The sequence below is a fragment of the Belliella filtrata genome (assembly GCF_022549775.1).
GTDB classification, from domain to species: domain Bacteria; phylum Bacteroidota; class Bacteroidia; order Cytophagales; family Cyclobacteriaceae; genus Belliella; species Belliella filtrata.
This window is the reverse complement of record NZ_JAKZGP010000015.1, coordinates 18,689-45,394: the sequence shown is the minus strand read 5'-3', so window position 1 is coordinate 45,394 and position 26,706 is coordinate 18,689. Positions and strand designations below refer to the sequence as shown.

15 protein-coding genes and 1 pseudogene are annotated in these 26,706 nt (G+C 38.8%); 14 read left to right on the top strand and 2 right to left on the bottom strand.

Annotated elements, in window-relative coordinates:
• Positions 1-321 precede the first annotated feature (321 nt).
• The 5 genes from MM239_RS08050 to MM239_RS08030 all read left to right on the top strand — a co-directional run bounded on the left by MM239_RS08050 (position 322) and on the right by MM239_RS08030 (position 7,446).
• Positions 322-3,621 (top strand): SusC/RagA family TonB-linked outer membrane protein, encoded by a 3,300-nt coding sequence (locus MM239_RS08050; RefSeq protein WP_241347688.1) that lies wholly within the window; start codon positions 322-324, stop codon positions 3,619-3,621.
• Between the two features lie 20 nt (positions 3,622-3,641).
• Positions 3,642-5,789: a RagB/SusD family nutrient uptake outer membrane protein gene (locus MM239_RS08045; RefSeq protein WP_241347687.1), complete on the top strand. Its 2,148-nt coding sequence runs from the start codon at positions 3,642-3,644 to the stop codon at positions 5,787-5,789.
• Between the two features lie 138 nt (positions 5,790-5,927).
• Positions 5,928-6,248, top strand: coding sequence for an ArsR/SmtB family transcription factor (locus MM239_RS08040; RefSeq protein ID WP_241347714.1), 321 nt, complete (start codon positions 5,928-5,930; stop codon positions 6,246-6,248).
• Positions 6,245-7,213, top strand: coding sequence for an SRPBCC domain-containing protein (locus MM239_RS08035; RefSeq protein ID WP_241347686.1), 969 nt, complete (start codon positions 6,245-6,247; stop codon positions 7,211-7,213). The genes MM239_RS08040 and MM239_RS08035 overlap by 4 nt, the downstream gene beginning before the upstream one ends.
• Before the next feature lie 20 nt (positions 7,214-7,233).
• On the top strand, positions 7,234-7,446 hold the full coding sequence (locus MM239_RS08030) for a DUF4287 domain-containing protein (RefSeq protein WP_241347685.1): 213 nt from the start codon (positions 7,234-7,236) through the stop codon (positions 7,444-7,446).
• A 100-nt stretch (positions 7,447-7,546) separates the two neighbouring features.
• On the opposite strand, the gene MM239_RS08025 is transcribed toward MM239_RS08030, so the two are convergent.
• Together MM239_RS08025 and MM239_RS08020 are read right to left on the bottom strand one after the other, a co-directional pair.
• A complete protein-coding gene (locus MM239_RS08025) occupies positions 7,547-10,147 on the bottom strand; it encodes a glycoside hydrolase family 3 C-terminal domain-containing protein (protein WP_241347684.1) in 2,601 nt (866 codons plus the stop codon).
• Positions 10,148-10,302: 155 nt separating this feature from the next.
• Complete coding sequence (locus MM239_RS08020) at positions 10,303-14,385, bottom strand: hybrid sensor histidine kinase/response regulator transcription factor (RefSeq protein WP_241347683.1); 4,083 nt, start codon at positions 14,383-14,385, stop codon at positions 10,303-10,305.
• A gap of 203 nt (positions 14,386-14,588) precedes the next feature.
• Between MM239_RS08020 and MM239_RS08015 the strand changes: the two genes are divergently transcribed.
• From MM239_RS08015 to MM239_RS07980, 9 genes and pseudogenes are all read left to right on the top strand, one after another.
• Complete coding sequence (locus MM239_RS08015) at positions 14,589-17,681, top strand: SusC/RagA family TonB-linked outer membrane protein (protein ID WP_241347682.1); 3,093 nt, start codon at positions 14,589-14,591, stop codon at positions 17,679-17,681.
• A gap of 21 nt (positions 17,682-17,702) precedes the next feature.
• On the top strand, positions 17,703-19,394 hold the full coding sequence (locus MM239_RS08010) for a RagB/SusD family nutrient uptake outer membrane protein (protein ID WP_241347681.1): 1,692 nt from the start codon (positions 17,703-17,705) through the stop codon (positions 19,392-19,394).
• A gap of 61 nt (positions 19,395-19,455) precedes the next feature.
• Positions 19,456-21,042 (top strand): glycoside hydrolase, encoded by a 1,587-nt coding sequence (locus MM239_RS08005; protein ID WP_241347680.1) that lies wholly within the window; start codon positions 19,456-19,458, stop codon positions 21,040-21,042.
• 7 nt (positions 21,043-21,049) lie between these two features.
• Positions 21,050-23,470 carry a glycoside hydrolase family 2 TIM barrel-domain containing protein gene (locus MM239_RS08000; RefSeq protein WP_241347679.1) on the top strand — a complete coding sequence of 807 codons (2,421 nt, stop codon included), beginning with the start codon at positions 21,050-21,052 and terminating at the stop codon, positions 23,468-23,470.
• Between the two features lie 341 nt (positions 23,471-23,811).
• Positions 23,812-23,943 (top strand): annotated as a pseudogene (locus MM239_RS21180) (helix-turn-helix domain-containing protein); the annotation flags it as partial.
• 176 nt (positions 23,944-24,119) lie between these two features.
• Positions 24,120-24,323, top strand: a complete 204-nt coding sequence (locus MM239_RS07995; RefSeq protein WP_241347678.1) for a hypothetical protein — start codon at positions 24,120-24,122, stop codon at positions 24,321-24,323.
• Positions 24,324-24,488: 165 nt separating this feature from the next.
• Positions 24,489-25,838 (top strand): IS110 family RNA-guided transposase, encoded by a 1,350-nt coding sequence (locus tag MM239_RS07990; protein ID WP_241347677.1) that lies wholly within the window; start codon positions 24,489-24,491, stop codon positions 25,836-25,838.
• 82 nt (positions 25,839-25,920) lie between these two features.
• The gene (locus MM239_RS07985; protein ID WP_241347676.1) at positions 25,921-26,256 is read left to right on the top strand and encodes a type II toxin-antitoxin system RelE/ParE family toxin; all 336 of its coding nucleotides are present in this window, start codon (positions 25,921-25,923) and stop codon (positions 26,254-26,256) included.
• A 4-nt stretch (positions 26,257-26,260) separates the two neighbouring features.
• On the top strand, positions 26,261-26,560 hold the full coding sequence (locus MM239_RS07980) for a helix-turn-helix domain-containing protein (protein ID WP_009033879.1): 300 nt from the start codon (positions 26,261-26,263) through the stop codon (positions 26,558-26,560).
• The last annotated feature ends 146 nt before the right edge of the window (positions 26,561-26,706 follow it).

Below are 26,706 nucleotides of genomic sequence, written 5' to 3'. Positions count from 1 at the left end.
TTGTATTCTAAACGCTTAAGCTACAGTCGTTTCATGGGTGGTGAATGACGGCTTTGTTTTGATAAGATTTGTCAATTTTTTGACAGATAAATTCAGGTTGAAAAATATGTTAAAGTTGAATTTATTGTATCCTGCTGTATCCTGATCTTTTGAGGTGAAGTAGGTTTAAAATCCAACCAGGCATGACAGAACAGGATTGATTTAGGTATTCGTTCATTTAAATTTAAAAATCTTAAAAATGCCTTGACTTCCAATTAATAGTTGGATCAAAGTATCTCTAAGAGTTTCCTTAACAATATACCTAAAATAAAACCAAATCTTATGAAACAAATTTTATTCCTGCAGTTTTATTACAGGATTCGAATGGTACTTATCATGGTCTTTTTAGTACCATTGATAGCATTTGAGTCATATGCAACTCCAGATAATCTGGAAAGGGACATTACAATTTCTGGCACCGTAACTGATAAGGATGATAATTCCACACTTCCAGGAGTAAATGTAGTGATCAAGGGTACTAACAATGGGACAGTTACAGATATTGATGGTGCATATACCATTTCAGTACCAGACAATGATGCTGTATTGGTTTTCTCTTCAATTGGATATGTTACTCAAGAGTTTAGAGTAGGTACTTCAAGCACAATAAATATCTCGCTGTCAGCAGATTTACAACAGCTTGGAGAAGTAGTGGTAGTAGGGTATGGCACTCAAAAGAAAAGTGATTTGACAGGAGCTATCACCAGTGTAAGTTCAAAAACGTTAGAAGAGCGACCAATCACCAATATTGCTCAAGCTTTACAAGGAAATGCTGCAGGATTGAATGTTTCTACAAATAACAGACCTGGAGAGTTGCCAACGGTAAGAATAAGAGGTAACAGGTCTATCAATGCGTCAAACGACCCATTATACGTCATAGATGGTATACCAGTAGTTTCTCAATTAGGTGTGAGTTCATTTTCACTTAATGATATCAATCCTAATGATATAGAATCTATAGAGATATTAAAGGATGCTTCGGCAACAGCAATTTATGGCTCTAGGGGTGCAAATGGAGTAATTCTAGTCACGACAAAAAAAGGTAAAAAAGGGCAGTTAAAAGTGAATTATACTGCCACCGTTTCGCTAGACTCTTTCAGGGATTTGACAGATTGGATGTCTGGTGGAGAGTATGTTGATATTTGGAGAAGATCTTTGATTAACGGCCGGCTTTATGGTGATGCTAGCAACCAAGATCTGAATACTCCTGCACAGCCATGGTTTCCAGATCCATTTTTAGATCAACAAGTAATGGGCTTGGGACAGGATCCTATTGCTAGAGACATGGTATGGCAAGGTTATGAATGGGAAGAATTTGGTGTTACTCCAAGAACAAGACCTACTACAGCAGAGGAAAGGGCCTTGGGTTGGCCAGATCAAATCCCAATTTATAATTCAGCAAATGTAGGTAATCACAACTGGAGAGATGATGTGACCAGGCAGGGAATAACAAATGTTCATCAAGTATCATTGTCAGCAGGAACAGAAAGTTCTAGACTTTATTTGTCCTTAGGGTATTTTAATCAAACCGGTGTTCAACAGGATCAGGATTTTGAAAGATTTACACTAAACTTAAATGGTGATGTTACACCAAACAAATGGTTGACATTGGGTTCTTCAGTGCTTGGTTCTTTTTCTACTCAGAACTTTGGGTTTATGGGGCCCAACACAAGCAATACTGGGTCTAAAGATTTGTATTCTAGAGCTTCTGAACAATTTCCGTTTGCATTACCAAGAAATAATTCAGGAGAGTTGATTCCAAACCCAGGGGGGAATCTAAATTTATGGAATCCTTTGATGGACATAGATCAAGCACTCAATGAAAGAAGAACAGCTTCAATTATGGCAAATATCTTCTCAGAAATCACTTTCACACCTTGGTTGAAGTATAGGTTGAATTTTGGTGGTCAAGTGAGAAATTTCAGAAATGGGAGCTGGACTGGTCCAAACGCTTCCAATCACTTGACATTGAGGAGAAATACGGCAGGAATGTCTAGAGATGAAAACTTTTCATGGGTTGCTGAAAACCTCTTATTCATTGATAAAACATTTAATGATATTCACACTTTAGGAGTGACCCTGTTACAATCTTCACAATACTCAAGAAGAGAAGGTATGGGTATGAATGTTTCTAATACTGTAATTCCAGCAAGTTTATGGTATAGCTTAGGATCAAACACCAACGGAAGGCCGGATGGATACAACACTAGTTTCACAGAAAATACCATTCAGTCATGGATGATAAGAGTGAACTATTCCTTGAAAGATAAGTATTTGCTCACTGCATCAGGGAGGTATGATGGTGCTTCAGTGCTGGCTCCCGGAAACAAATGGGACTTTTTTCCTTCGTTCTCGGCAGCATGGAAGATGCAAGAAGAAGGATTCTTAAGAGACGTTAGTTGGATTTATGAATTGAAGCCTCGGTTTGGATTTGGTGTTACAGGAAACTCTTCAGTCAGCCCCTATACCACTACAGGACCTCTAAGTCAAAATCCATATATTTTCGGTGCAGATCCTGCAATTGGATTTCTTCCTCAACTGGTTCAAAATCCAGGATTAGGATGGGAAAAGACAGCACAATGGAATGCTGGTTTAGACTTTGGCTTTTTTGATGGTAGGCTCAAAGGTGCATTGGAAGTATATGATATGACTACTACAGGCTTGATTTTTGGAAGATCTTTACCAGCAGTTACTGGTTATGTCCAAAAGTTCGAAAATATTGGTAGTACTAGAAATAGAGGTATTGAATTGACACTGTCTACTGTCAATGTGGAGAGAAATGGATGGACTTGGCAGACAGATTTTAACTTTGGAGCAAATAGAGAGCAAATCCTTGAGCTTGTAAATGGTGCAGAGGATATGATTGCCAACAATTTGTTTATCGGACACCCAATTCATTCATTTTTTGATTTTCAGCATTTGGGGATTTGGCAAAACACACCTGAAGATTTAGAAGAAATGGCAAGGTTCAATGAGAATGGTCACCGCTTTTATCCTGGTACTGTAAGAGTAGTAGATCAAAATGGAGATTACAGAATCAATAGTGATGATAGGGTAGTGGTAGGTTCTAGGCAGCCACGATGGACTGGAGGAATTACCAATACAGTAGGTTACAAAAATTGGACATTGAGTATGATGGCTTTTGGTAGGTTTGGACAAACTTACTTTGGTGGTATTCCAAACATTGGTGGTCCATGGCCAAATGGTCGAGTTGAGACAGACTTTTGGGATTGGGATAACCCGAATGGAAGGTGGCCGCTGCCTGTGATTGGTGCGAATGTGGAAAATATTGTCAACCCATTGCAATTCAATACAGCTTCCTTTGTGACTATCAGACACATCTCTTTGGGGTATGATGTGCCAGTGACAGCAGCTCAAAGATTCGGAATGAGTAATTTGAACATTAATGTACAAGTGGTTAACCCATTCATCTTTGGAGGTGACCTTGTCAGATGGGGGATCAATCCAGATGATGATACTTCGTGGGAATTGAGAAATGGCCAGGGTGATCCACTTGGTGGATTAAACAACAACAGGGTATTGCCTCAAAGTTTTGTTTTTACATTGAGAGCTGGTTTTTAATCGTTTAAAAGAGAATTGAAATGAAAAAATATATAAAATTAATTACTCTGACAGCGATGACATTGTTCTATTCCTGTCAAGATTTCTTGGATGAAAGACAAGTTTCAAACTTGACCCAAGATTATTTCAATGATGAAAATGGTCTTGAATCCCTTATTAATGGACTTTATGTTTACGCAAGGGTAAAACACGAGTGGGAGGCTAACGGTGCGCGACTTACACTTGCAGAGACTGACGCTTACATGACTTCTGCTCCTGCTTGGGCTAGAATGGAAGTAGGTGTCTATGGTAATGACCTGAGCAATATTGCTAATAATATGTTCAATTATCTTGGAAATGCCAATGCCTCTTATGCTCCAATGGGTGCATATCCTCATATCAATAACTGCAATATTGCTTTAGATGTAATAGAAAATATTGCTCCAGGAGTATTTGGAACCAATCAGTCTTTTGCTAATCAAAGAAAAGCTGAAATATTGTTTTTGAGATCTTGGGCATTTTATTTGGTTTCGAATCAACTTGGAGATATTCCATTGCTTTTGACTCCTAGGAGACAAGATGATGGGATTTATTACTACCCAAAGTCATCTATGGAAGATGTCTATAACCAAATGATTACTGATTTGACATTTGCTTATGATAACCTTCCAACTTCCACTGACCGTGGTAGAGTCAATAAGTGGGCTGCAGGACATTTTTTAGCAAAACTTTATCTTAATCGAGCTCAAGGGGCTGAATTTCAAAATAGTTCTGAAGAGTCTTTGAGAATGTTGTACAAGGGTACTAATGCGAATGATTTGGATAATGCAATAGCCATATCCACTGAAGTAATCAATGGAGTAGGAGGGTTAGCTCCAGATTATTGGACGCTTTTTGATCCGGCAGTGTCTGAGTCAAACCCACACCCGGAAGTGTTGTGGGCTGCACAATTTGATACTAACATTGGTTTGAATGGAAGATTTGGGGGTAATAGGTCTGTAAATTACCACATAGGAAACTATACAGAGCAATCTGGTGTGAATAGATCGATGATTTATGGAAGACCTTTTGGTACTTTCAAGCCAACAGATTATGGATATGATAATTTTAAAGATAAAATGCATGACTCAAGGTATGCCAAAACTTTCCAACATGAATACATTGGGAATATGGGGTCAAACACCACCTCATTTAGATGGACAGATGCTACTGCAGCATGGTGGAATGCCAATAAACCAGCAGACCAACCTGAGGTAAGATCAGGAGATATTAGAATTCAGAACGGTAGAAGAGCGATAATTTATCTTGAAAACGATAGAGAAAATGCTCTAGATTCGATGGAAGTGATGAGCCAACCATTTCAGTTTATGGTTAGGTGGGTGAGATCTGCTGCTACTGGAAATTATTACTATAGGTTATTCATTAATGGTGCTAATTTAGGTTTGGCTACTCAGACTGCGCCTTATCTTTCAGTCAAGAAATTTACTGATCCAACTAGAGGAGGTTCTACTGATGAAAGTAATTTTAACTCAGAAAATGGGACAAGAGATGCTATTCTAATGAGATTAGCAGAAACTTACTTGATTCGAGCAGAGGCGTATGGTAGACGAGGTGATTATGCCTCCGCAGTGGCCGATATCAATGTCTTAAGACAAAGGGCGGCATTCAAAGGTGGGGAAAACAGACCTTCTTCTATTGTTCAATGGTATCCTGAGGCTAATGATTTGGATAACGCTGAGCTTGAAGCTCCTTATGCTGCGCTTGGTGATTCATATGATCAAATTATGGTTACTGAAAACCACTTTACCCCAGGTACTATAGAAGCAAATAGAGAAGGGTATATACCTACTGTAAGTACTAAAAGAGATATGTTTATACATTTTATCTATAATGAAAAAAATAGAGAGTTTCTAGGAGAAGGAATCATGTGGGAAGACCTACATAACGCTGGCATCCTATATGACAGGGTTATGCATTTTAATCAAATGGCTTCCAATAGGACGGGGCTGTGGCCCGTAGCAGCTAATACAGCAGGAGGAAATGGTCAAAATGGTAATGGAAAGGGTCAAATGCAAAGGTTTCATACTTTCAGACCTTGGCCTTTCAATTATCTCATTCAATTGACCGATCAAAACGGTCAGCCCCTTGATCAAACTGCAAGAAATGAATATCAAAATCCTGGTTATTAACCTTAATAATTGAGTTAACTAGAATTAAATAAAAAGCGGCAGAAATCTAGGTTTTTGCCGCTTTTTATTTAATTATTTGCGCAATTAAATAGTTGCGTATATATTTGCAATTAAATAGTAGCAAATAGAAGTATGAAGATTAGAAGAGATGTTTTTCAGGCAATTGCAGACCCCACAAGAAGGGCAATTATCATGCTTTTGACAGCAGGAGCTTTGACTCCCAATGGGATTGCAGAACATTTTGAGTCTAGCAGACAGGCAGTTTCCAAGCATCTTCAGATATTGTCTGAGTGTGAAATCGTACAGCAAGACCAACAAGGGAGAGAGATTTTTTATCATTTGAATGCAGAAAAGGTGAAGGAAGTAGAAAAATGGCTTGAGCAATTTAAGCAGCTATTAGCAAAGAGATTTGATCAATTAGACCAAGTATTAGAACAACTTAAATCCAATAACAAATGAAAAAAGCTATTTTATTTAACTTTGATGTTGATAAAGCCAATAATCAAATCAAAGTTCAGCGTTCTTTTAATGCTCCTCGTGACCTTGTATGGATAGCATGGACCGAAGCTGAGATTTTGGACCAGTGGTGGGCGCCTAAACCATGGAATGCTAAGACCAAAACCATGGATTTTAGAGAGGGTGGGCATTGGCTTTATGCTATGGTAAGCCCCGAGGGTGAGAAGCATTGGAGCAGAGTAGATTATATCAAAATCATACCAAAGGAACACTTTACAGCTATTGATGGATTTTGTGATGAGGCTGGGGACTTTAATGCTTCATTGCCCCGGAACAAGTGGGAAAATGACTTTCAAGATCGTGGTGATGAAACTATGGTCGATATGCTTCTGAGTTTTGACTCTTTAGAAGACTTAGAGAAAATCATAGAGATGGGTTTCAAAGAAGGATTCGCTGCAGGACTCGAAAATCTAGATCAATTTATCGAATCTCAATTCAAGTTGAGACACCAAAACAAGACTAGCAATAAAGCTAGGGTTTCAAGTTATTTGAACTTTGGGGGAAATACGGAAGAGGCTTTTACTTTTTATAGGAATGTGTTCCAATCTGAATTTATCAATGGCATTCAACGGTTTGGTGAGATTCCAGAAGATCCCAATCAACCACCCATGGCTGAGTCGGTTAAGAAAATGGTTTTGCATATAGAGCTACCTATTCTCGGAGGTCACATACTCATGGGAACTGATGCACCAGAGGAATTCGGGATGAAGGTTATCAAAGGGAACAATATGCATATCAATTTAGAACCTGAATCTAGGGAAGAAGCTAAGCGAATCTTTGATGAACTTTCGGAAGGAGGAGTCGTGGAAATGCCCATTCAAGACATGTTTTGGGGTGCCTATTATGGTAGCTGTCAGGATAAATATGGAATCAATTGGATGGTCAATTATCAAGAAGGAAGGTCTTAATTTAAAAAAAAACATTGATCATGTCATTTCAAGCATATATAGATAATATTCAGAAAAAAACAGGCAAAACGCCTGAGGATTTTAAAAAACTGGCAGAGGAAAAGGGATTTGTTTCTAGTGGTCAGGTTGTAGTAAAAGCCACTCAGATCACCGATTGGTTGAAAAAAGAGTTTGAGCTTGGCCATGGTCATGCAATGGCTATTTATGCTTCACTTAAAGGTAAAACCTCGTAAAATTTTAAGGAAACAGGCTGCCTCAAATCTAATCAATGGAAAAAACCTGATTATAGGTAGACCAATTGTTAAACGTAGAAGCGGAGACAGCCTGTTTAAATTACTCGATTTTTATACTAGTCCTCAAGTTGTCTGTAGCAGAAGAGTTTCCTATTGAAATTTCGAATTCTCCAGGTAGGTTGACATAATTGAAGTTTTCATCGAATGTTTGAAATGCACTTTTATCTATTTTAAGCTTTACAGTTTTTTTATCTTCGGATTTCAATGAGACTTTCCGATAAGCCACCAAGTTCTTGATTGGGTCGTCTGATTTTCTATTTAGGTTACTTACATAAACTTGAACCACTTCTTCACCATCTTTCTCACCAGTATTGTGAAGAGTAACTTCCAAGTCTAGGGATTGGCCAACTTTGACTTTAGCGTTGGTTTTCAAATCTACAAAATCAAAACTTGTATAACTTAATCCATGCCCAAAAGGATACAGTGCTTCGCCTTTGAAGAACCTGTATGTTTGGTTACTCATGGTATAGTCAGTAAAGTCAGGAAGGTCTTTTTCTGACTTGTAAAATGTAATCGGCAGCTTCCCAGAAGGGTTATAATCACCAAAAAGGATGTCGGCTATAGCGGCACCTCCTGCTTGTCCTGGATACCAAGCTTCTAAAATGGCAGGAATGTGTTCGTTTTCCCAGTTTACGGCCAGAGCAGAGCCATTCAGCAAGACCAATACAACAGGTTTACCCAATGCATGCATAGATTTGATCAGGCACAGTTGAGCGACAGGCAATCCAAGTTTCGTTCTGTCACCACCTCGGAAGCCGTCGACTTGAATGTCCATTTCTTCACCTTCCATACGAGGTGTCAAGCCCATAAACATGACTACTACATCAGCGTCTTTGGCTACTTCAATGGCTTCCTTTTCTAAATCAGGTTTTGGTTCTGCCCATACCAACTGAACCATAGCGTCTGCATAAGTTTCTCCAGCATCAATTTGGAAACCATAAGTCTGTCCTTTTTCAAGCCAGATCGATTCTCCATGGACTAACCTTGGGTCTCCATACTCATCTCTAAAATGATATTCGGTTTTGGCTGCCAATTCATCTTCAAAATAAAGTTGTGTATTGCAAGTGGTGATAACACCTATTTGATGGTAACCCGTTTTATTGGCTATCAATTCACCTTTCCACCTTACACCGAAATCATCATCGTCCATATCTTCCCTTGGAGCACGGTCATTCCAGTTGATGTCAATGTTTTCAAATTCATCTCTGTAAAGTGGATTGCCTTCTAGCTTGCTATTGTCGAAGAATTCTGCTTGAATCTTTCCTTTAATGGCTGACTTCTCCACGGTATAGAACATCGGTAAACCATCTGCATATTCTGAACCTTGGGCAAATTCAACTTTTGTACCATGCCCGACCTTATCTTTGATCCCCTGAAGTGGCGTGATTGCTTCTGAAGGAACGCCATTGTAGTTGCCTAAAAGCATTAGCCATTGATCTGAATTGGGCCCAATGACAGCAATTTTATTGAGGTCTTTGGATAGAGGCAATGTTTGATTATCATTTTTTAAGAGTACCATTGATTCTCTTGCTGTTTGTAATGCCAATTTTTGATGAGAATCTTGATCGACTACTTCATATGGAATTTGAGCATATTTCACTTTTTCTATAGGATCAAACATGCCGAGCCTGAACCTGGCTGTTAGTAATCTCTTAACAGAAATATCTATTTCCGCTTCTGTAATGTAGCCTTTTGCTACAGCTTCTACAAGTGACAGGTATTCGTTTCCACAGCTCAAGTCAGTTCCAGATTTGACTGCAAGTGCGGAAGCCTCAGCTTCTGAGTCAGTTATTTTGTGAAATTCCCAAATATCTGTGATCGCAAAGCAGTCAGAAACAATAAACCCTTCAAATCCCAACTCATCTTTCAACGTAGTTTGTAATAACCATTCACTTCCACAGCATGCTTCTCCATTGAGCCTATTGTAAGCACACATGGCAGAATAGGGGTGGGCTTGCTCAATGGCCATTTTAAATTGTGGTAAATATGTCTCCCTAATATCTTTCAAGCTCACCTTGGCATCAAATTCATGTCTCTCTGGCTCTGGGCCACTATGAACTGCAAAATGCTTGATAGTTGCAATAGTTTTGAAATATTCAGGGTCATCACCTTGCAGTCCTTTGATAAATGGTACTGCAAGTGAACCACTCAAATAGGGATCTTCTCCATAGGTCTCTTGACCTCTTCCCCAGCGTGGATCTCTGAAAATATTGATGTTTGGAGACCAAAGTGTGAGTCCTTGATAGAGATATCGCTTGTCTTTTCTTACAAAATCATGGTGTTTTGCCCTCGTTTCATCTGAAATTGCTGTAGCCACATCAAAAATTAAATCTGTGTTCCATGATGCTGCCATTCCGATGGCTTGTGGAAACACTGTGGCAATACCAGCTCGAGCCATCCCATGAAGTCCTTCGTTCCACCAGTTATAAGCTGGAATTCCAAACTCATCTATAGCGACAGATTCGTTTACCATCTGACTCACTTTTTGCTCCAACGTCATCCTGGAGACTAGGTCGTCTACTCGTTCAGTGACAGGGAGGTCAGGGTTTTGGTAAGGAAATTCATATTGGACTTCTTGAGAGCAGGCACAACAAAAGTAGATTATGCCAAAAACGTAAATTAATGGATTTTTGTAGGTCATTAGATAGGCTTTATAGATAGGTTTGTGATCTACTACCAAGCAAATAGGGACCTTTTGAAACTCAAAATCTGCTCAAGAATAGCATAAATTTTAAGATAAACCAGTAGTTATTGACTTAGTAGTTGATCAAAAGTACTAAATATCTAACGAAATGCTTAACTTTTATAGCTCGAAGGCAATTCACCAAATTGTTCTTTAAAGACCTTTCTAAAGTATTTGATATCATTGAATCCTGATTCATAAGCAGCTTGAGAGACAGGCATTTTGTGTTCTGAAATCAAATGAGCCGCTCTTTTTACCTTAATCATTCTTACGTAAGCATTAATATTGTATCCTGTGATGGCTTTTATTTTTCTGAAAAGAGAAGTTCTGCTCATGCCCATTTCGGATACAATGTTATCGACTTGGGCCTCTTCTTTACCGATTTGTTCTAGGATGATTTGATCTAGTTTATGTAGGAATTTTTTCTCTACATAGAGTAGATCATGATCCTTAGCATTTAGTGTTGAAGCATCTGATTCTTGCTCTTGAACAGCAAAATGCTTTCTTAACTTTTTTCTGCTTTCGATCAAATTCTGAACCCTTGTTAGCAGTAGCATGCTATTGAATGGCTTGGTGATATAATCATCAGCACCTTCTTTGTAACCTGTCTGCATACTTTCAATATTGCCTTTGGCTGATAGTAAAATGATGGGGATATGTGATGTGACATCATTTTGCTTTAGGGTAAAACAAAGGTCAAGACCATCTTTGAGGGGCATCATGATGTCTGAAATGATCAAATCAGGGACGTATTTGAGAGCTTTCTCAACACCTTCTTCTCCATTCTGAGCATGTATGAGATCATATTTCTTTTTCAGAAAACTGTCTAAGTAGGACAATATGTCCGTGTTATCATCAATAAGTAATACTATAGATCTTTCCTCTTCAGCATTTACTATAACCTCTTGATAAGGTTCATCCTCTAGGAGTAAAAAATCATTTATGTTATTGGTTGTTATACTGTTTTGATTGGAAGGCCAAAGTTCTGAAGCTGAAATCTCTAGCATTTTGGGAATACTGATTGTGAATACAGTCCCTTTTTTAGGTTCACTGTCCACTTGAACAGTTCCATGATGCAGTTCTGTAAGGCTTTTGACTAAGGCAAGTCCGATTCCTGTACCGCTTTTTTTGTTTTTATTTCCTGATTGGTAAAACCACTCAAATATTCGCTTGCGCTCTTCTGGGGCAATGCCTGGGCCAGAGTCTGCTACAGAAAGGTGAAAATAATCCTTGTCAGCGTTCAGACCAATCAAAACTTTATCATCTTTCTGAGCATATTTTAGCGCATTGGATACCAGGTTATTGAATATGATTTGTAGTTTTTCAAAATCAAATTTCACCATCATGTTTCTTTCTGAAAGTACACATGATAATTCAATATGCTGTTTTTTGGCAAGTGGTTTATAGTTTTGAACCCATTGCTCCAAATACATCGAAAGATTATATTCTCCGACATTTAGCTGGCTAAGGCCTGTTTCAGCTTTTCGAAACTCTAACAGATTGCCGATCAGTTGGTGGAGGTACGCTGCATTTTTTTGGACTATATATAGTTTTGATAACTGACCTTTTGATTTTACTTGATCGATCAAGTCTTCTATCGGCGCCAATATCAGTGTGAGAGGTGTTTTGAGTTCATGTGAAAAGCTTGTAAAGAACCTTATTCTTTCTTCATTCACATCATGCTCCAATATACGCTGCTGTCTCTCTAGCTCGAGAGAGTTTTTTAGTTTTAGTCTATCGTTATAGTACCTAAGGCTTAAGATGATCACTATCAATATCAATACAAAGTATAAAAAGTACGCAGGTGGCGTTTTCCAAAATGGTGGGGTAATGGTCAAATGCAGTTGACGTTCCACTTCTTGATCGTTTCCAATCCTTGCTTTTACCTTCAAGGTGTAATTCCCAGGTGGGATATTACTCAGGTTTGCTGAGCCATTACCTTGCATTTGCACCCAATGATCATGGTATTTTTCAAGCTTGTATGCGTAATTGACTTGCTGCGCAAAGGGAAATTTCAAAAGAGAAAAGTCTATGGAAATGAGTGTTTGAAGGTAGTCAAATTTAAGTTTTTGCTTGTATGAAATTGCAGAATCTAGAAATGTATCTCCCGCATAAATTTTATTATTGAAGAGTTTAAGGTTCTCAAAAATCAATCGCTCATTAAATTCCTGAGTGATTTTTTGCGGATGGATGATGTTCACTCCTTTGTTTCCTCCAAACAGTAAATTCCCATCTCTACTCAGTGCAACAGCCCCAATGTTGAACTCACTTTTTTGGATATTGTCAAAAGCGTTCAAATGCCCAATTTGATTTGTAGTTGGATTGTAATAGCTGATACCATTATTTGTTCCAAGCCAAACAAGACCTTGATCATCAGTCTGCATGCTGACGATGGTATTGTTGCTTAATCCATCAGCTTCAGTAAATGCTTTGAAAGTTTCATTTTTAGGATCTAGCCTGATCAATCCACCATACCGACTTCCTATGAGCACATCTTGATCGGGAAGAATTGTTATTCCAAAGTATACATTGATCGCTGCCAGCTCTTTGGTCAGATAAGATTTAGATGATCCACTATTTGGGTCGTAGCGTATGATTCCTGAACCAAAGGTTGCTAGCCATAGATCTCCCTTTTCATCGAATGCTATTCCTCTTATGTCTAGTTTGCCAAGTTCTTTAACATATTCAAATACATCATCCTGTTCATCATATTTGTATAGGCCTCCTTGGTTGGTTCCTACCCATATATTGCTTAATACATCTTCAGCAATCACCCTAACATCTGCACCATCTCGAACATGGCCTTGAAGGTACCGTTTAATTTTACCAGTTTTGACATCCAGCTTGTTCAAGCCTCCTTGGTAAGTGCCTATCCACAGCCTTTCTTTGGAGTCTTCTTTTAGCGCAATGATATAGTCACTTGTCAGACTATTTGTGTTAGAAGGATTGCTCTGAAAGTTAATGATACTTCTGTCCTCTGGGTTGTATTTGTCTAGTCCACCTCCATCCGTACCAATCCAAATTCTATTGGAAAACATACTCGTGGCAATAGAACCTATCCTATCATGAGAAATAGAGTGGTGAGCGATAGGGTTTTTTTGCATCAAAGTAATTGCTTCCCCTTTAGGATTGACAAAGTTAAGCCCAGTACTTGTACCTATCCATATGTTTCCGTCATGATCTCTTTTCAAGGCAGATACAGTTCGGTTATATACACTAGCTCCGTCTGATTTGGGAAGATACCAAGTTAAATTCGGTGTGCTTTTTCTAAGAAAACTTGCTTTTTCTAAAATATTTAACCCCCCATTTCTAGTGCCTATCCAAATATTACCTTCACCGTCTTCTTCAAAACACAAAACATCTGTATCTGAAAGTCCTTCCCTTTGGTTCTTACCTGCCTTCAATGCTAAAGTGTCACCTTTGAGCGTGATTACCCTAAGGCCTTCATTGGTTCCAATCCATATATTTCCTTCAGTATCTGAATAAAGGGAATTTATTTGAGAAACTCTTTTACCTAAAATACCTAGGTTGATCCTATGATTCGCTTTGTTAATAAGGTTCAGTTTGTTGAGCCCTTGATCATAAGTGCCAATCCATGCGATGGAATCTCCCTGAAGGGCTACAGACGAGATTTGATTGGATGATAGCCCCGATTTACTATTGGGATTGTGGATAATAGTATGCTCTATTTTTCCATTTTTATTAATCACTTGTACCCCATACCTGTATCCACCCAAGACAAGCTTGCCTTCAGGCGTATGTTGAAATGCACTGATGCTATTGCTTATAAGTCCATCTTTTTGTTGTAAAACATCAAATTTTTCTTTTAGAATATCATAGGTGATAAGTCCACCATCAGTAGCCATCATAAGTTTGTTGTTTCCGATAGCTTTAATTTGTTGGACAAAATTATTGGCAAGAGAAGATTCAGGATTATCTAGGTTCTGTTTGAAATTCTGGAATTTGCTTCCATTGTATCTGCTCATACCTTCATTGGTACCTATCCAAATATAGCCCAATTCATCTTGTGTGATACTGTTGATGACATTATGAGCAAGCCCAAGCTCCATATCTAAAAGATAGAAGTTTAGGGGGTTTTGAGGTTTGGATCTTGTAGTGCTTTCATCCTGTGCAAAGGCCATGTGTACACTGCCTATTAGCGATATAAAGAAAAAGATGAAAGGCTTATACATCATGATATTTTATTAAGATTCCTCTTTAATGTGGGATTTTGATAGTTTTGAAAGGTTTTGGACGATTTATACCCCTTTTTTTGTCGGTTTATCACCCCACTTACAAATGTACAATGAGGAATATTGTAATCAATCTCAGGGAGAAATTTCTGTGTTCGTTCTTACAATTCAAATTTATCTTATTAACAATTTAACCCAAAAGAAAGATGAAAAAAGCTTATACTAGCTGGGTATCATTTATGGCATTGATACTAACTTTCACTTTTCACCAAATGGCTACTGCACAGCAGACGACCATAAGAGGAAAAGTATTTGATGAAACTGGTGAATCGCTACCAGGGGCATCTGTAATTATCAAAGGCACCACCTCTGGTGCAGTGACGGACATTGATGGCAACTTTACGATCAATGCCAGTGTCACCCCCCAATCTGTTTTAAGGATTTCCTTTATAGGATACAAGACTCAAGAAGTTTCTGTTGGTTCTCAAACCCAATTTACAATAAACATGGAGTCCGATATGGATGACCTAAGTGAAGTTGTAGTAGTAGGTTATGGTGAGCAAAAGAAAGTGACCCTAACCGGATCTGTCTCTCAGATAGATGGTCAGGAACTTACAAGAAGCCCTCAGCCCAATGTTTCCAATTCACTTGCAGGTAGGTTCTCTGGACTTATTGCTAGCAACAGAAGTGGTGAGCCTGGTTATGATGGTTCTAGCATCTCTATCAGGGGTCTTGCTACTACAGGCAATAATGATGTCCTTGTGGTAATCGATGGTGTACCTGGTCAGATAGGTGGATTGGAAAGGTTGAACCCTGATGATATTGAGAGTGTCTCTGTGCTTAAGGATGCTTCTGCAGCCGTATATGGTAGCCGAGCGGCAAATGGTGTGATTCTCATCACTACCAAAAGAGGTAAATCAGGTAAGCCTGTGATCTCTTACAGCTACAATCAAGGTTTCTCTTCTCCAACTAGATTACCAAGATTGGCTGATGCAGCTACTTATGCTACTATCAGAAATGAGATTGCATATTACAACAACAATCAGAATGGAATGAATCAAGTCTACAGCCAAGAAGAAATCGAGCGCTTTAGAGATGGTTCTGATCCCCTTAACTACCCGAACACAAATTGGCAACGAGAGACTTTGCAGGATTTTGCTTTGCAAAACCAGCATAACTTGAGCATTAGGGGAGGAAGTGACAATGTGAACTACTTCGTTTCTTTAGGTAAGTTGTCCCAAGATGGTCTCTATAGAAATGGCGCTGCAAAATTTGACCAATATAGTTTCAGGTCAAACATTGATGCAACAGTGAATGAGCGATTGACAGTTGGATTAGGCTTGGCAGGTAGAAAGGAAAATAGAATGTTCCCAACAGAAGGAGCAGGACATATTTTTAGGTCCATTTATCGTGCATACCCTACTGTAAACGCTTTTTATCCAAATGGACTTCCTTCATCTGGAATCGAAAATGCTAACCCAGCCATTCTAGCTACGGATATGGGAGGCACCAATGATAACCCAAGATATGTATTCAATGGGATTTTGAGAGCAAAATATGAGCTTCCTGTGCTAGAAGGGCTTTCCGTAGATGGTTTTTATTCAGTGGATGAAAGCTCAAATAGGTATAGAACTTTCAGAGTTCCTTATACTTTGTACAACTACAATAGGACAGCGGATACTTTTGATCCTATTGTAATTGGCGGTGGGCCAAACCAAAGGCCTTCTTTGGATCAGGGACATACCAATACTTCTATGATTGTAAGTCACATCAAATTGAATTTCAATAGGCAGTTTGGTAATCACTTCGTAGACGCTTTTGTAGGTTATGAGCAAAGTGAAAATAGAGAGCAGGATTTTGGTGCAGCAAGGATCAATTTTCCTACTGCAGAGACCCCAGAGCTTTCTCAAGGCGGTTCTGCAGCGACAGATTTCAACAACTGGGGAGGAAGCTATAATTTTACCAGAAGGTCTTTTATCAGTAAGTTTAACTACAACTACAACGAAAAATATCTTTTGGAATTCCAAGCTAGGGTAGATGGATCTTCGATTTTCCCGAGAGGTAATCGTTATGGATTTTTCCCAGCTGTATCAGCTGGTTATAGAATATCAGAAGAAGACTGGTTTAGAGATAGCTTTGGCTTCATGGATGATTTGAAGATCAGGGTTTCTCATGGCCAGTTAGGTAATGACAATGTGGGGCAATTCCAGTTTTTTGACAATTATGCCTTCAATAACCGCTATGTACTTGGTGATGTTGTAAGACCGGGGATCGATTTGGTAAGACTTGGGAACCCAAACATAACTTGGGAAACTGCTAATAAAACAGATATTGGGTTGAATGCAGTCATCGCAAGAAAATTCAATTTTGAAGCGATCTATTTCTATGAGGACAGAACAAATATCTTAACGACTAGAAATGCTTCTATACCATGGTCTTCAGGTATCGTAAATCCATTTGGGGGTGAGTCTTTGGTTCCTTCAGAGAATATTGGAAGGGTTAAAAGCCGCGGTATTGAAACCACTTTAGGATATGCGCACAGAGGCAAAGATTTTACTTTTGGTGCATCAGGTAACTTTACATTTGCTAAAAATGAGATTATTTTCATGGATGAAGCTGCAGGGGTACTAGACTATCAGAGGCTGACAGGTAGGCCAATGAATACTTACTTGTTGTATAGAGCTATTGGGATTTTCACTTCTGAAGATCAGTTTGATCAATTTCCTCATGTGCCAGGAGCACAGCTAGGTGATTTGATCTATGAAGATATCAATGGAGATGGTGAAATCACAGCTGATGACATGTACAGGACCAACTTAGGTAATATTCCACAAATTACATTTGGTTTGAACCTTAATGCGACTTACAAGAATTTTGACTTTGCGATGCTATTCTCTGGTCAAGGGCGCGCAAGACAATATGTGCTTCCTGAGTCTGGAACTGTAGGTAACTACTACAGCTCATGGTCAGACAACAGATGGAGTCCAACTAACCCAGATGGAACATTCCCAAGAGTTAGTGAAAGAGCTTCTTCAGCTGTAAGTGGTGGACTTTTTCCTTCTGATTTTTGGCTTCAAGATGTTTCATTCTTGAGATTGAAAAACTTGGAAGTAGGATACAATATTCCTAAGCACTTATTGGAAAGATATAAAGTAGGAAATCTAAGAGTGTATGCTAATGGATTCAACTTATTGACATTAACCAAGGTGAAGGACTTTGACCCAGAAGGTTCAAGCAATAGCGGTCAATTCTACCCTCAGCAGAGGATTCTAAATTTAGGTGTCAATATTCAGTTTTAAACCCGAAAAGCCATTTACAAAATGAAAAATTTAAAATACTATATCATCCTTGTTATCGGTATCGCTTTAGCTGGATGTAATGAAGATTTTCTCGATATCGTACCACCAGATAGGGTGTCGGATGCCTCTATTCTTTCGGATACGACATTGTTTGAAGCCTATGTGATCAATAGATATTTAGGCGTTAGGTTAGGAGACAAAGAAGGAGATGGTTCTGTGCCTGGTTTTGGTAGAGGATTTGAATATGCTCTTTGGTCTTCTCTTACAGATGAGTCAGTTTACAATAATGATGACAATACTTGGGTAGTGCAGCAAGGATTACTTTCTCCAGAAAATACGGGTATAGCAGGTACTTTGTGGGGTAGAAGCTATAGAAGTATCAGAGAGTGTAACTATGCGCTAGTGAATCTCCCTAACATAACCATGTCAGAATCAGGAAAAGCACGCCTTAGAGCAGAACTAAAGTTTATTAGGGCATACAGATACCATGATTTGATCAGAAACTATGGACGTGTAGTTTTGAGAGGGGATGAAGTGTCTATGCTTGGGGATGATTTTAGCAATCCAGCTTTGTTTACAAGAGCAAGTTTAGAAGAAGGCTTAGATTATGTAATTGCTGAGTTGGATGAGGCTATCGCTGGTCTTCCGTTGCAAAATAGTGGATCATGGCTAGAAGGTAGAGCGACAAGAGGTGCAGCAATGGCTTTGAAGTCAAGATTACTCCTTTACGCTGCAAGTCCATTATACAATGGGGGTACTACTGGCTCAGCTGAACAATGGCAAAGAGCAGCACAAGCTGCACAAGATGTGATGAATCTAGGTCAATATTCTTTGTATCAGGAAGGATATGGTGAAATGTTTACTGCATCAGGAAGCCATCAAGAAGTGATTTTTGCAAGATTTTATAACTTGAACCAGAGACATACTGCACTTGAAATAGCAAATGGCCCTAATGGTTATGATGCTTGGGGTGGCAATGCTCCTCTTCAAAACCTTATAGACGATTATGAAATGATGGATGGTTCTTCATTTGATTGGGATAACCCAACTCATGCAGCTAATCCATACGCAAACCGTGACCCTAGATTCTATGAGACCATTTTACATAATGGAGCTCCCTATCGAGGAAGGAATGTAGAAACATTCCTTCCCGGTGGAAGGGATAGTCAAGATGGTCCTTCCAACTGGAATACTAGCAGAACGGGATATTACATGAGAAAATTCATCGATGAATCTCTTCCTATCCAGAATCCATGGCAAGTTGCGGGTACTCAAAATTGGCTTTACTTCAGGTATGCAGAGATTCTACTCAACTATGCTGAAGCCAGAAACGAAGCCAATGGTCCAGATGCATCTGTCTATGATGCAATCAATAGCATCAGGTCTAGAAATGGTGTAGAAATGCCACCTTTACCTTCAGGACTTTCCAAAGATCAAATGAGGGAAAGAATTCAGCATGAGAGAAGAATTGAGCTGGCTTTTGAAGAGCACAGGTTCTATGATGTCAGAAGATGGATGATTGCAGAAGATACCGAAAACGAACCTGCATATGGGATTGATATCAGAAGGGCATCAGATGGTACTTTCACTTATCAAAGAAAAATTGCTTTACAAGGTAGAAGGTTCTTGCCAAGGCATTATTGGTTACCAATACCAAGACAGGAGATCTTAGCTTCAAACAATGCATTGGAGCAAAATCCAGGATATAATTAAATTGGCTTCAGCAACCAACGGGAGGGGGATTTTCCCCCTTTCTTTTTTTAATCCAACGATCATGAAAAATATACTAAATAGAAAAATTAGCACTAAGGTACTTCTTGCTACTTCATGGATGATGCTTTCTTTCAGTTCATGTAATGACAATAGTCCTCAAGGTGAAGATAAGAATAGCCAGGTTGATGTGGTGAAGATTGCGCTAGATCCTAATGAAACCTTCCAGCAAATTGATCACTTCGGAGCTTCTGACGCTTGGTCAGGTCAATTTGTAGGAGATTGGCCTGATGCTAAGAGAAATGCCATTGCGGACCTGTTGTTTAGCCAAGAGCTTGACACTCAGGGAAACCCAAAAGGTATTGGACTTTCGCTTTGGAGGTTCAACCTTGGAGCTGGAAGTGCAGCGCAAGGATCTGAAAGTGGCATAGGGGATGAGTGGAGAAGGGCTTCTTCAGTTTTGGATGCTCAAGGGCAATTCAGTCCCGAACCTCAAGCGGCTCAGTTATGGCTTGCTCAAGCGGCCAAAGAAAGGTCGGTAGATCACTTGCTAGTTTTTCTCAATAGCCCACCAGTATGGCTAACAAGAAATGGAAAGGCCTATGCCTCCAATGCCAATGAGTCTAATCTTTCAGAAGAGCAATATGATGCGTTTGGTGAGTATATGGCTAAGGCAATTCAGGGCATTGAGCAAGAGGGTCTGAAAGTGGATTACATCTCTCCAATCAACGAACCTCAGTGGGATTGGATAGATGGGGGGCAAGAAGGCACGCCTTTTTGGAATCATGAAATTGCAGGAATTGTGAGGGCTTTAGACGAGAAATTAGAAGAATATGATCTTTCTACTAAAATAGATATTGCTGAATCTGGTCAAATTGAATACCTGTATGAAGTTCATAATAGACCAGGAAGATCCAATCAAATAGCTGATTTTTTTACACCAGGATCTGATAATTATATTGCTGACCTCAAGCACTTGAGTAATAATATTTCTGGGCATAGCTACTTTACTACTTCACCTTTTCAGATGGCTGTAAGTAAAAGGAATCAGCTAGCTCAGGCTGTGTCAAGTGTTCCAGGTTTGAAATACTGGATGTCAGAATACTGTATCTTGGGTGATAATGATGGCGAAATTCAAGGGAACGGAAAAGATTTAGGAATAACTCCAGCCTTGTACATGGCAAGGGTGATTCATAATGATCTTACGATTGCTCAAGCTTCTGCGTGGCATTGGTGGATTGGGATTTCTCCATATGATTATAAAGATGGCTTGGTTTACATCTCTAAGTCAAAGACTGATGGAACCTATGAAACAAGCAAAATGCTTTGGGCTTTGGGAAATTATAGCAAGTTTATCAGACCAGGTTTTGTCCGTGTGGGATTGACTATAGAGCAGCAGCAAGCACAAGATCAGAACTTACTTTGTTCAGCTTATAAAAACCCGCAAACAGGCGAACTAGTGATCGTAGCTATCAATTCTTCCACAAATGAAGTGAATGTGGATATTGCTTTATCTGGCGATTATTCAAATAGTGAATTGAAAGGATACTTGACAGACCATGACAATGATTTGGCACCTTATAGTATAGTAGGAGGAGAAGCAATCAAACTCCCAGCCAGATCAATACTTACCTTGACCACCCAAAACTAAATACCACATGACTGGAATAATAAAGAAAAGTGCTTTTCTAATCATTAACCTTCTTTTTAGCATTACTTCCTTGTATGCTCAACAATCGGGTAAAGAGCTGTTCAATGATCAATGGCAGTTCCAACTCAATGATGCAAGTTGGAATCAAATTCAAAAAGTAGATGCAGGCTGGAAAACTTTAGACTTGCCACATGATTGGAGTATTGAAGGGTCGTTTAGCTCGGAGTGGGCAAGTGGAACAGGGTATTTACCTGGAGGTATTGGTTGGTACAAGAAGGAATTTAGTTTAGATGATTTCGATCCAGATCAAGTTTATGCTATCTACTTTGATGGTGTTTACAAAAACAGTGAAGTATGGCTCAATGGTCAGCATTTAGGAAAAAGACCTTTTGGCTTTATTCCATTCCAATATGAACTTACAAGCCATTTGAAAAATGGAAAAAACACGCTTTATGTCAAAGTAGATCATAGTGAATTTGCAGATGCTAGGTATTATACTGGTTCTGGAATCTACCGCAACGTATATTTGATCAAATCTTCTCCAATTCATTTTACTCAGTGGGGTGTTTATTTTCATACACCAGAAGTTGGGAATAAGTCGGCTAAGGCCTTACTTGAAGTTTCAATTTATCATCAAAAACATGCTGACTTTCCGGTTCAATTAAAGGTTTCTTTACGTGACCCTTCTGGAATTGAGGTTGTCAGTGAGCATCATGAGTTTGATTTGACTTCAAATTCCAATAGTATAGAGGAATTGTCTTTCGATATTCCTACGCCAAAACTTTGGTCTCCAGATGATCCGAATCTTTATGCTTTGCAAGTTTCTATTTGGGATGGATCCAAGAAGCTAGATGAGTGGAATGAAAACGTAGGTGTTCGGAGTTTTAATTTTGATGCAGAAAAAGGTTTTTCACTCAATGGAGAAACCATGCTACTCAAGGGAGTCTGCATACACCATGATGCAGGTGGACTCGGAGCGGCAGTACCCAAAGAAGTATGGAGAAATAGGTTGGAAACATTAAAAGCTTTGGGAAGCAATGCCATACGAATGAGCCACTATCCGCACCAGGATTATATCTATGAGCTTTGTGACGAAATGGGTTTTTTGGTTCAAGATGAAGCTTTTGATGAATGGGAGCTAGGGAAAAATAAATGGATAGAAGGATGGAATGCTGGAACTCCAGGGAATGACCGGCACCATGATGCTTTTGAAGAATGGGCTGAAAGAGATGTGGAAGATATGGTAAGAAGAAATAGAAATAGACCATCTATCATCATGTGGAGTATAGGAAATGAAATCGATTACCCTAATGATCCATATAGCCATTCAGTCCTAGATGAAGGAAGGAATCCACAGATATATGGCAAAGGTTATCAACCCAACAACCCTCCAGCTTCTGAACTGGGAAGGATATCAGCTATTCTCGCCAAAGCGGTAAAAAAATGGGATACCACAAGACCAGTAACTGCGGCTCTTGCTGGCGTAGCCATGTCCAATTATACTGATTATCCAGACAATTTGGATATTGTAGGGTACAATTATCAAGAGTATAGGTATAAAGAAGATCATGAAAAATATCCTGATCGGGTGATTTATGGAAGCGAAAATGGAGATGGCTTGGATGCTTGGTTTGCAGTGACAGAGAATGAGTTTATCTCTTCCCAATTTTTGTGGACAGCATTTGATTTCATTGGTGAGGCTAGACCATGGCCCTCTAGAAGTAGTGGTGCTGGAATTATAGATTTGGCGGGGAATCCTAAGCCTGATTTTTATTTTAGACAGAGTCTTTGGTCAGACGAACCTATGGTTTATATCGGAATAGCTCAAAATGAAAGGCAAGTTACTCGTAGAGTGGGGATTTCAAACACATGGAGTGGGGAAGAAGGTGAGTCAAAATGGGTGGTAGTATATTCCAATGCAGATGAAGTTGAGCTTTTTCTCAACGATCAATCACTTGGCAAGCAAAAAATGATCTATAAAGTAGATCAAATGCCAAACTGGGAAGTAGCTTTTCAAAATGGAGCATTAAGAGCTATAGCTTATAAAGATGATCAAGAAGTAGCCTCCTACAGCCTGAATACTCCAGGTGAACCAGCAAAAATAGCTGGTCAACTTTCGAGTTTTTCATATGCTCATGCTGGTGAAATGATAGAGCTGAACTTGCAAATTGTAGATCATGATGGCAACTTGGTAGAAGACAAATCTCTTCCAGTTTCAATACAGATAGATGGAGGAGCAGAAGTAGTAGTAATGGAAAGTGGAGATCTGAGTAGTCACGAAAAATACCAGTCATCAAGCAGGAATACATATCTAGGAAAGGTAAAAGCATATATCAAGACTTTAACTGCAAGTGAAGATTTGAAAGTCACTGTGCAAGTTGAAGGTCTGCCAGATCAAGTGTTTGAAGTAGTACGTGAAATTAAATAAGTTGTAGCGTTAGAATTTTATCATAGTTTAGGAGTGAAAATGATGCTAATATTCTGGTAATTGCTTTTCCACCCAATGTAGTGAGGTCAGAATTATTATAGGCATAACGTACTTCAAATAACTAAGCATTTATACAGTGCAAAAATGGCCAAAGTTTAACTTTGGCTTTTTTTGTACTCTAAAGCTAAATTGACCACGTGAATGATTTTGAATATTCAAAACTGAATCATACAATACTCACTATAGGGTGTCAAAACAATGAAAGGTAATCATTGTTTTATTACACATTCGAACTTCCAAAAATGGATAAAAAGGGAAAAATTCTATAGGCTTCTTTAGAGCTAATAGTCGAACAAGGGCTTCACGCGGTTACTTTTGCTATGATAGGAAAAAGAGCAAATGTTGGTATTGGGACCATTTATAAGAATTTTGAAAGCAAAGATCAAATCGTACATCAAATCTGGATAGCTTAGAAAAATGCAGAGTCTTCAGCTATTATATCAGGTTACAAGCCAGTAGGAACTATTCAAGAAAGGTTTTTTTTTATGGAAGAATGTGATTTTGTATTTTAGAGATAATCCTTTGGAGTTTTTTTTCTTGCCATTTTGCAGCTTCTCCCATCATTACTAAAGAAGTTCATGAAGTAGCAATGAGAAATTTTTCAGTATTTGATGAGTTGTATCAAGAAGGTTTAAATGAAAGCCTGTTCAAAGACCTAGCCCCTAGACATCTTTTTTTTACTTTTAGTACTGTCAACGGATGGATGCTATGGGCAAGAGATGAGAACATTCAAGTAGATGAACCAAAGATCGAACTTCTTTTAACCATGCTTTGGGACGCAGTAAAGCCTTGATCTAAAAAACCTAATATCTCCACCATGCTAGAATCTGAATTTCACTCATCAGGAAATGACATTATCCTCTAAAATCTAAAATCTAAAATCCCCCAATACAGCTTTGTTTTCGTCATCTTTCTCCATGGAAGTCGTCAATCCGCAAGCTGCGGGAATTATCTCCTAGTGATATTTTTAATTGGTGTCGATGAATGCTTTGCATGTGACGTCGGCAGTCGCTCCCACTGGGTAGCAGTAGGTCAAACCGAGCATGATGTTCGGAAATTTGGGGTATTCAATCAGGATTTGTTTGCTATGGCAGATTGGTTGAAGGAAAGGAATGTGAGGACTATAGCAATGGAAAGTACTGGTACCTATTGGAAAAATCTCTATGCCGTATTACTTTCACGGGGATTCCATCTGATACTCTGTAATGGTAAGTTCACCAAGAATATCAAAGGAAAAAAGAGTGATGTCATGGACTGTCAGTGGATCCAAAAACTACATACATTGGGGTTACTAACTGGAATTTTTTTGCCTGATGGACAGACAGAGGAGTTAAGGACTTACTGCAGACACAGATCAAATTTACTTCATTCAGTTGCTGCAGCATCAAAGAAAATGCAGAAATATCTAAGGCTATTAAACTTCCGATTGGATGTGGTTGTAAATAACATTTGTGGGCTTACAGGACTGCTGATCATCAGAACAATCTGTGAGGGCGAAACAGATCCAAAGAAGCTGGCTTCACTCCGACATGGGAATTGCAGAAAGAGTGAGGAAGAGATAGCAGCTGCCTTACAAAGTAATGGAAGGAAGGATTACCTTTTTGCCTTAAAACAGGAGCTGGACACTTATGATCACCTTAGAATGAAAATTGAAGATTGTGATAAAGAGATAGAGAAAAAGCTGAATGAAATCATCGACTCAGATAGTAATAAACATGAGCATTATCTAGAATCAAAGCCCCATAAAAGATTCAATAAAAACACACCAAAAGATATCGATATGAATTTAAAAGCCTATCAGATGTTTGAGGGTACGGATCTTCTTGCTATTGAAGGGATGAGCTTTTCTACAGTTTTGGCATTGATGAGTGAAGTAGGCATGGAGGGGATCAAGAAGTTTAAAACAGCCAAGCACTTTGCTTCTTGGCTTAGGCTTGCCCCAAACAATAAAGTAAGTGGTGGTAAAGTTCTTTCTAGCAAAATACCAAAAGGAAGCAACAGACTTAAAATAGCCTTAAGGAATGCAGCCAATGCCATCGGAAACTTGAAAGACTCAACACCCTTGAGGGACTTCTTTCAGAGAATAAGTTTTAGAAAAGGTAGAGTATCTGCCATCAGCGCTACTGCAAGAAAGCTTGCAGTGATTATATGGAATATGGTAGTGAAAGGTGTACCCTACATAAACCCAGAGGGGTACCTTTACTTAGAGCAGAAAAGAAAGTTGGGCTTAGTTAAGAGAATAAAAAAACAAATCGATAAATTCGGTCTGACTAATGAGGATTTAGGCCTCGAATTGAGCCCAAATTAAGCGATTTTCTTTGCGTTAGTCAAAATTAAAAGAAACCGCTGCATTTTTGGAAAATGTTATCTTTTGAGATAACTTTGTGTGTATGGTAAGGAAGATCATTTTTTATGAAAACCACTTTATTGAATTTTACCAAAGCCAGAATTATAAGGTTAAAAGTAAGATCCAATATGTATTTGAACTGATCAAGCAAGTGGAAAGGGTGCCAGAAAAGTTTCTCAAGCATCTTGAAGGAATTGAGGGGTTATATGAAATAAGAGTTGAGTTTCAATCAAATATTTTCAGGATCTTTTGCTGCTTTGATGAAGGAAGGCTTGTGGTTCTGTTCAACGGTTTTCAAAAAAAGACCCAAAAGACTCCGAAGAATGAATTGGAGAAAGCAGAAAGGTTAATGAAGGAATATTTTCAAACAAAGAAATAAGATCATGAAGGATTATAGCAAAGTCAAAACATTCGATGAACTGATTGAACTGGAACACGGAAAAATTGGAAGTGAAAGCAGAAATAAGTATGAAGAAAATGCTCAGATGTTCATCATCAGCGAAATGCTCAAAGAAGCGAGGAAGGAAGCAAATCTGACTCAAGAACAATTGGCAGAAAAAGCAGGAACAAAGAAAAGTTATATCTCAAAGCTTGAAAATGGTAAAGGAAATATTCAGTTGTCAACTTTGATCCGGATTTTCGAGCAAGGATTGAATAAAAGAATTGGGTTAACATTCCTGTGAGCATTCGAAAGGAATAACGCACTCTAACATCAGCTTGGATACAGCGGGCGGTTCAGAGTAACTATGAAAACCAGTATCTTTAAGGGATTAGGAGTAAGCTTGAAGAATACGGCTCCGAAAGCCCGCCGTCTCCAAGCTGAATCCCG

Coding starts and splice junctions, on each gene's coding strand:
- MM239_RS07985 (WP_241347676.1), top strand. CDS start 25,921: ATGGTAAGGAAGATCATTTTTTATGAAAACCACTTTATTGAATTTTAC.
- MM239_RS08010 (WP_241347681.1), top strand. CDS start 17,703: ATGAAAAATTTAAAATACTATATCATCCTTGTTATCGGTATCGCTTTA.
- MM239_RS08015 (WP_241347682.1), top strand. CDS start 14,589: ATGAAAAAAGCTTATACTAGCTGGGTATCATTTATGGCATTGATACTA.
- MM239_RS07980 (WP_009033879.1), top strand. CDS start 26,261: ATGAAGGATTATAGCAAAGTCAAAACATTCGATGAACTGATTGAACTG.
- MM239_RS08025 (WP_241347684.1), bottom strand. CDS start 10,147: ATGACCTACAAAAATCCATTAATTTACGTTTTTGGCATAATCTACTTT.
- MM239_RS08005 (WP_241347680.1), top strand. CDS start 19,456: ATGAAAAATATACTAAATAGAAAAATTAGCACTAAGGTACTTCTTGCT.
- MM239_RS08045 (WP_241347687.1), top strand. CDS start 3,642: ATGAAAAAATATATAAAATTAATTACTCTGACAGCGATGACATTGTTC.
- MM239_RS07995 (WP_241347678.1), top strand. CDS start 24,120: ATGAGAAATTTTTCAGTATTTGATGAGTTGTATCAAGAAGGTTTAAAT.
- MM239_RS08050 (WP_241347688.1), top strand. CDS start 322: ATGAAACAAATTTTATTCCTGCAGTTTTATTACAGGATTCGAATGGTA.
- MM239_RS08035 (WP_241347686.1), top strand. CDS start 6,245: ATGAAAAAAGCTATTTTATTTAACTTTGATGTTGATAAAGCCAATAAT.
- MM239_RS08030 (WP_241347685.1), top strand. CDS start 7,234: ATGTCATTTCAAGCATATATAGATAATATTCAGAAAAAAACAGGCAAA.
- MM239_RS08020 (WP_241347683.1), bottom strand. CDS start 14,385: ATGATGTATAAGCCTTTCATCTTTTTCTTTATATCGCTAATAGGCAGT.
- MM239_RS08000 (WP_241347679.1), top strand. CDS start 21,050: ATGACTGGAATAATAAAGAAAAGTGCTTTTCTAATCATTAACCTTCTT.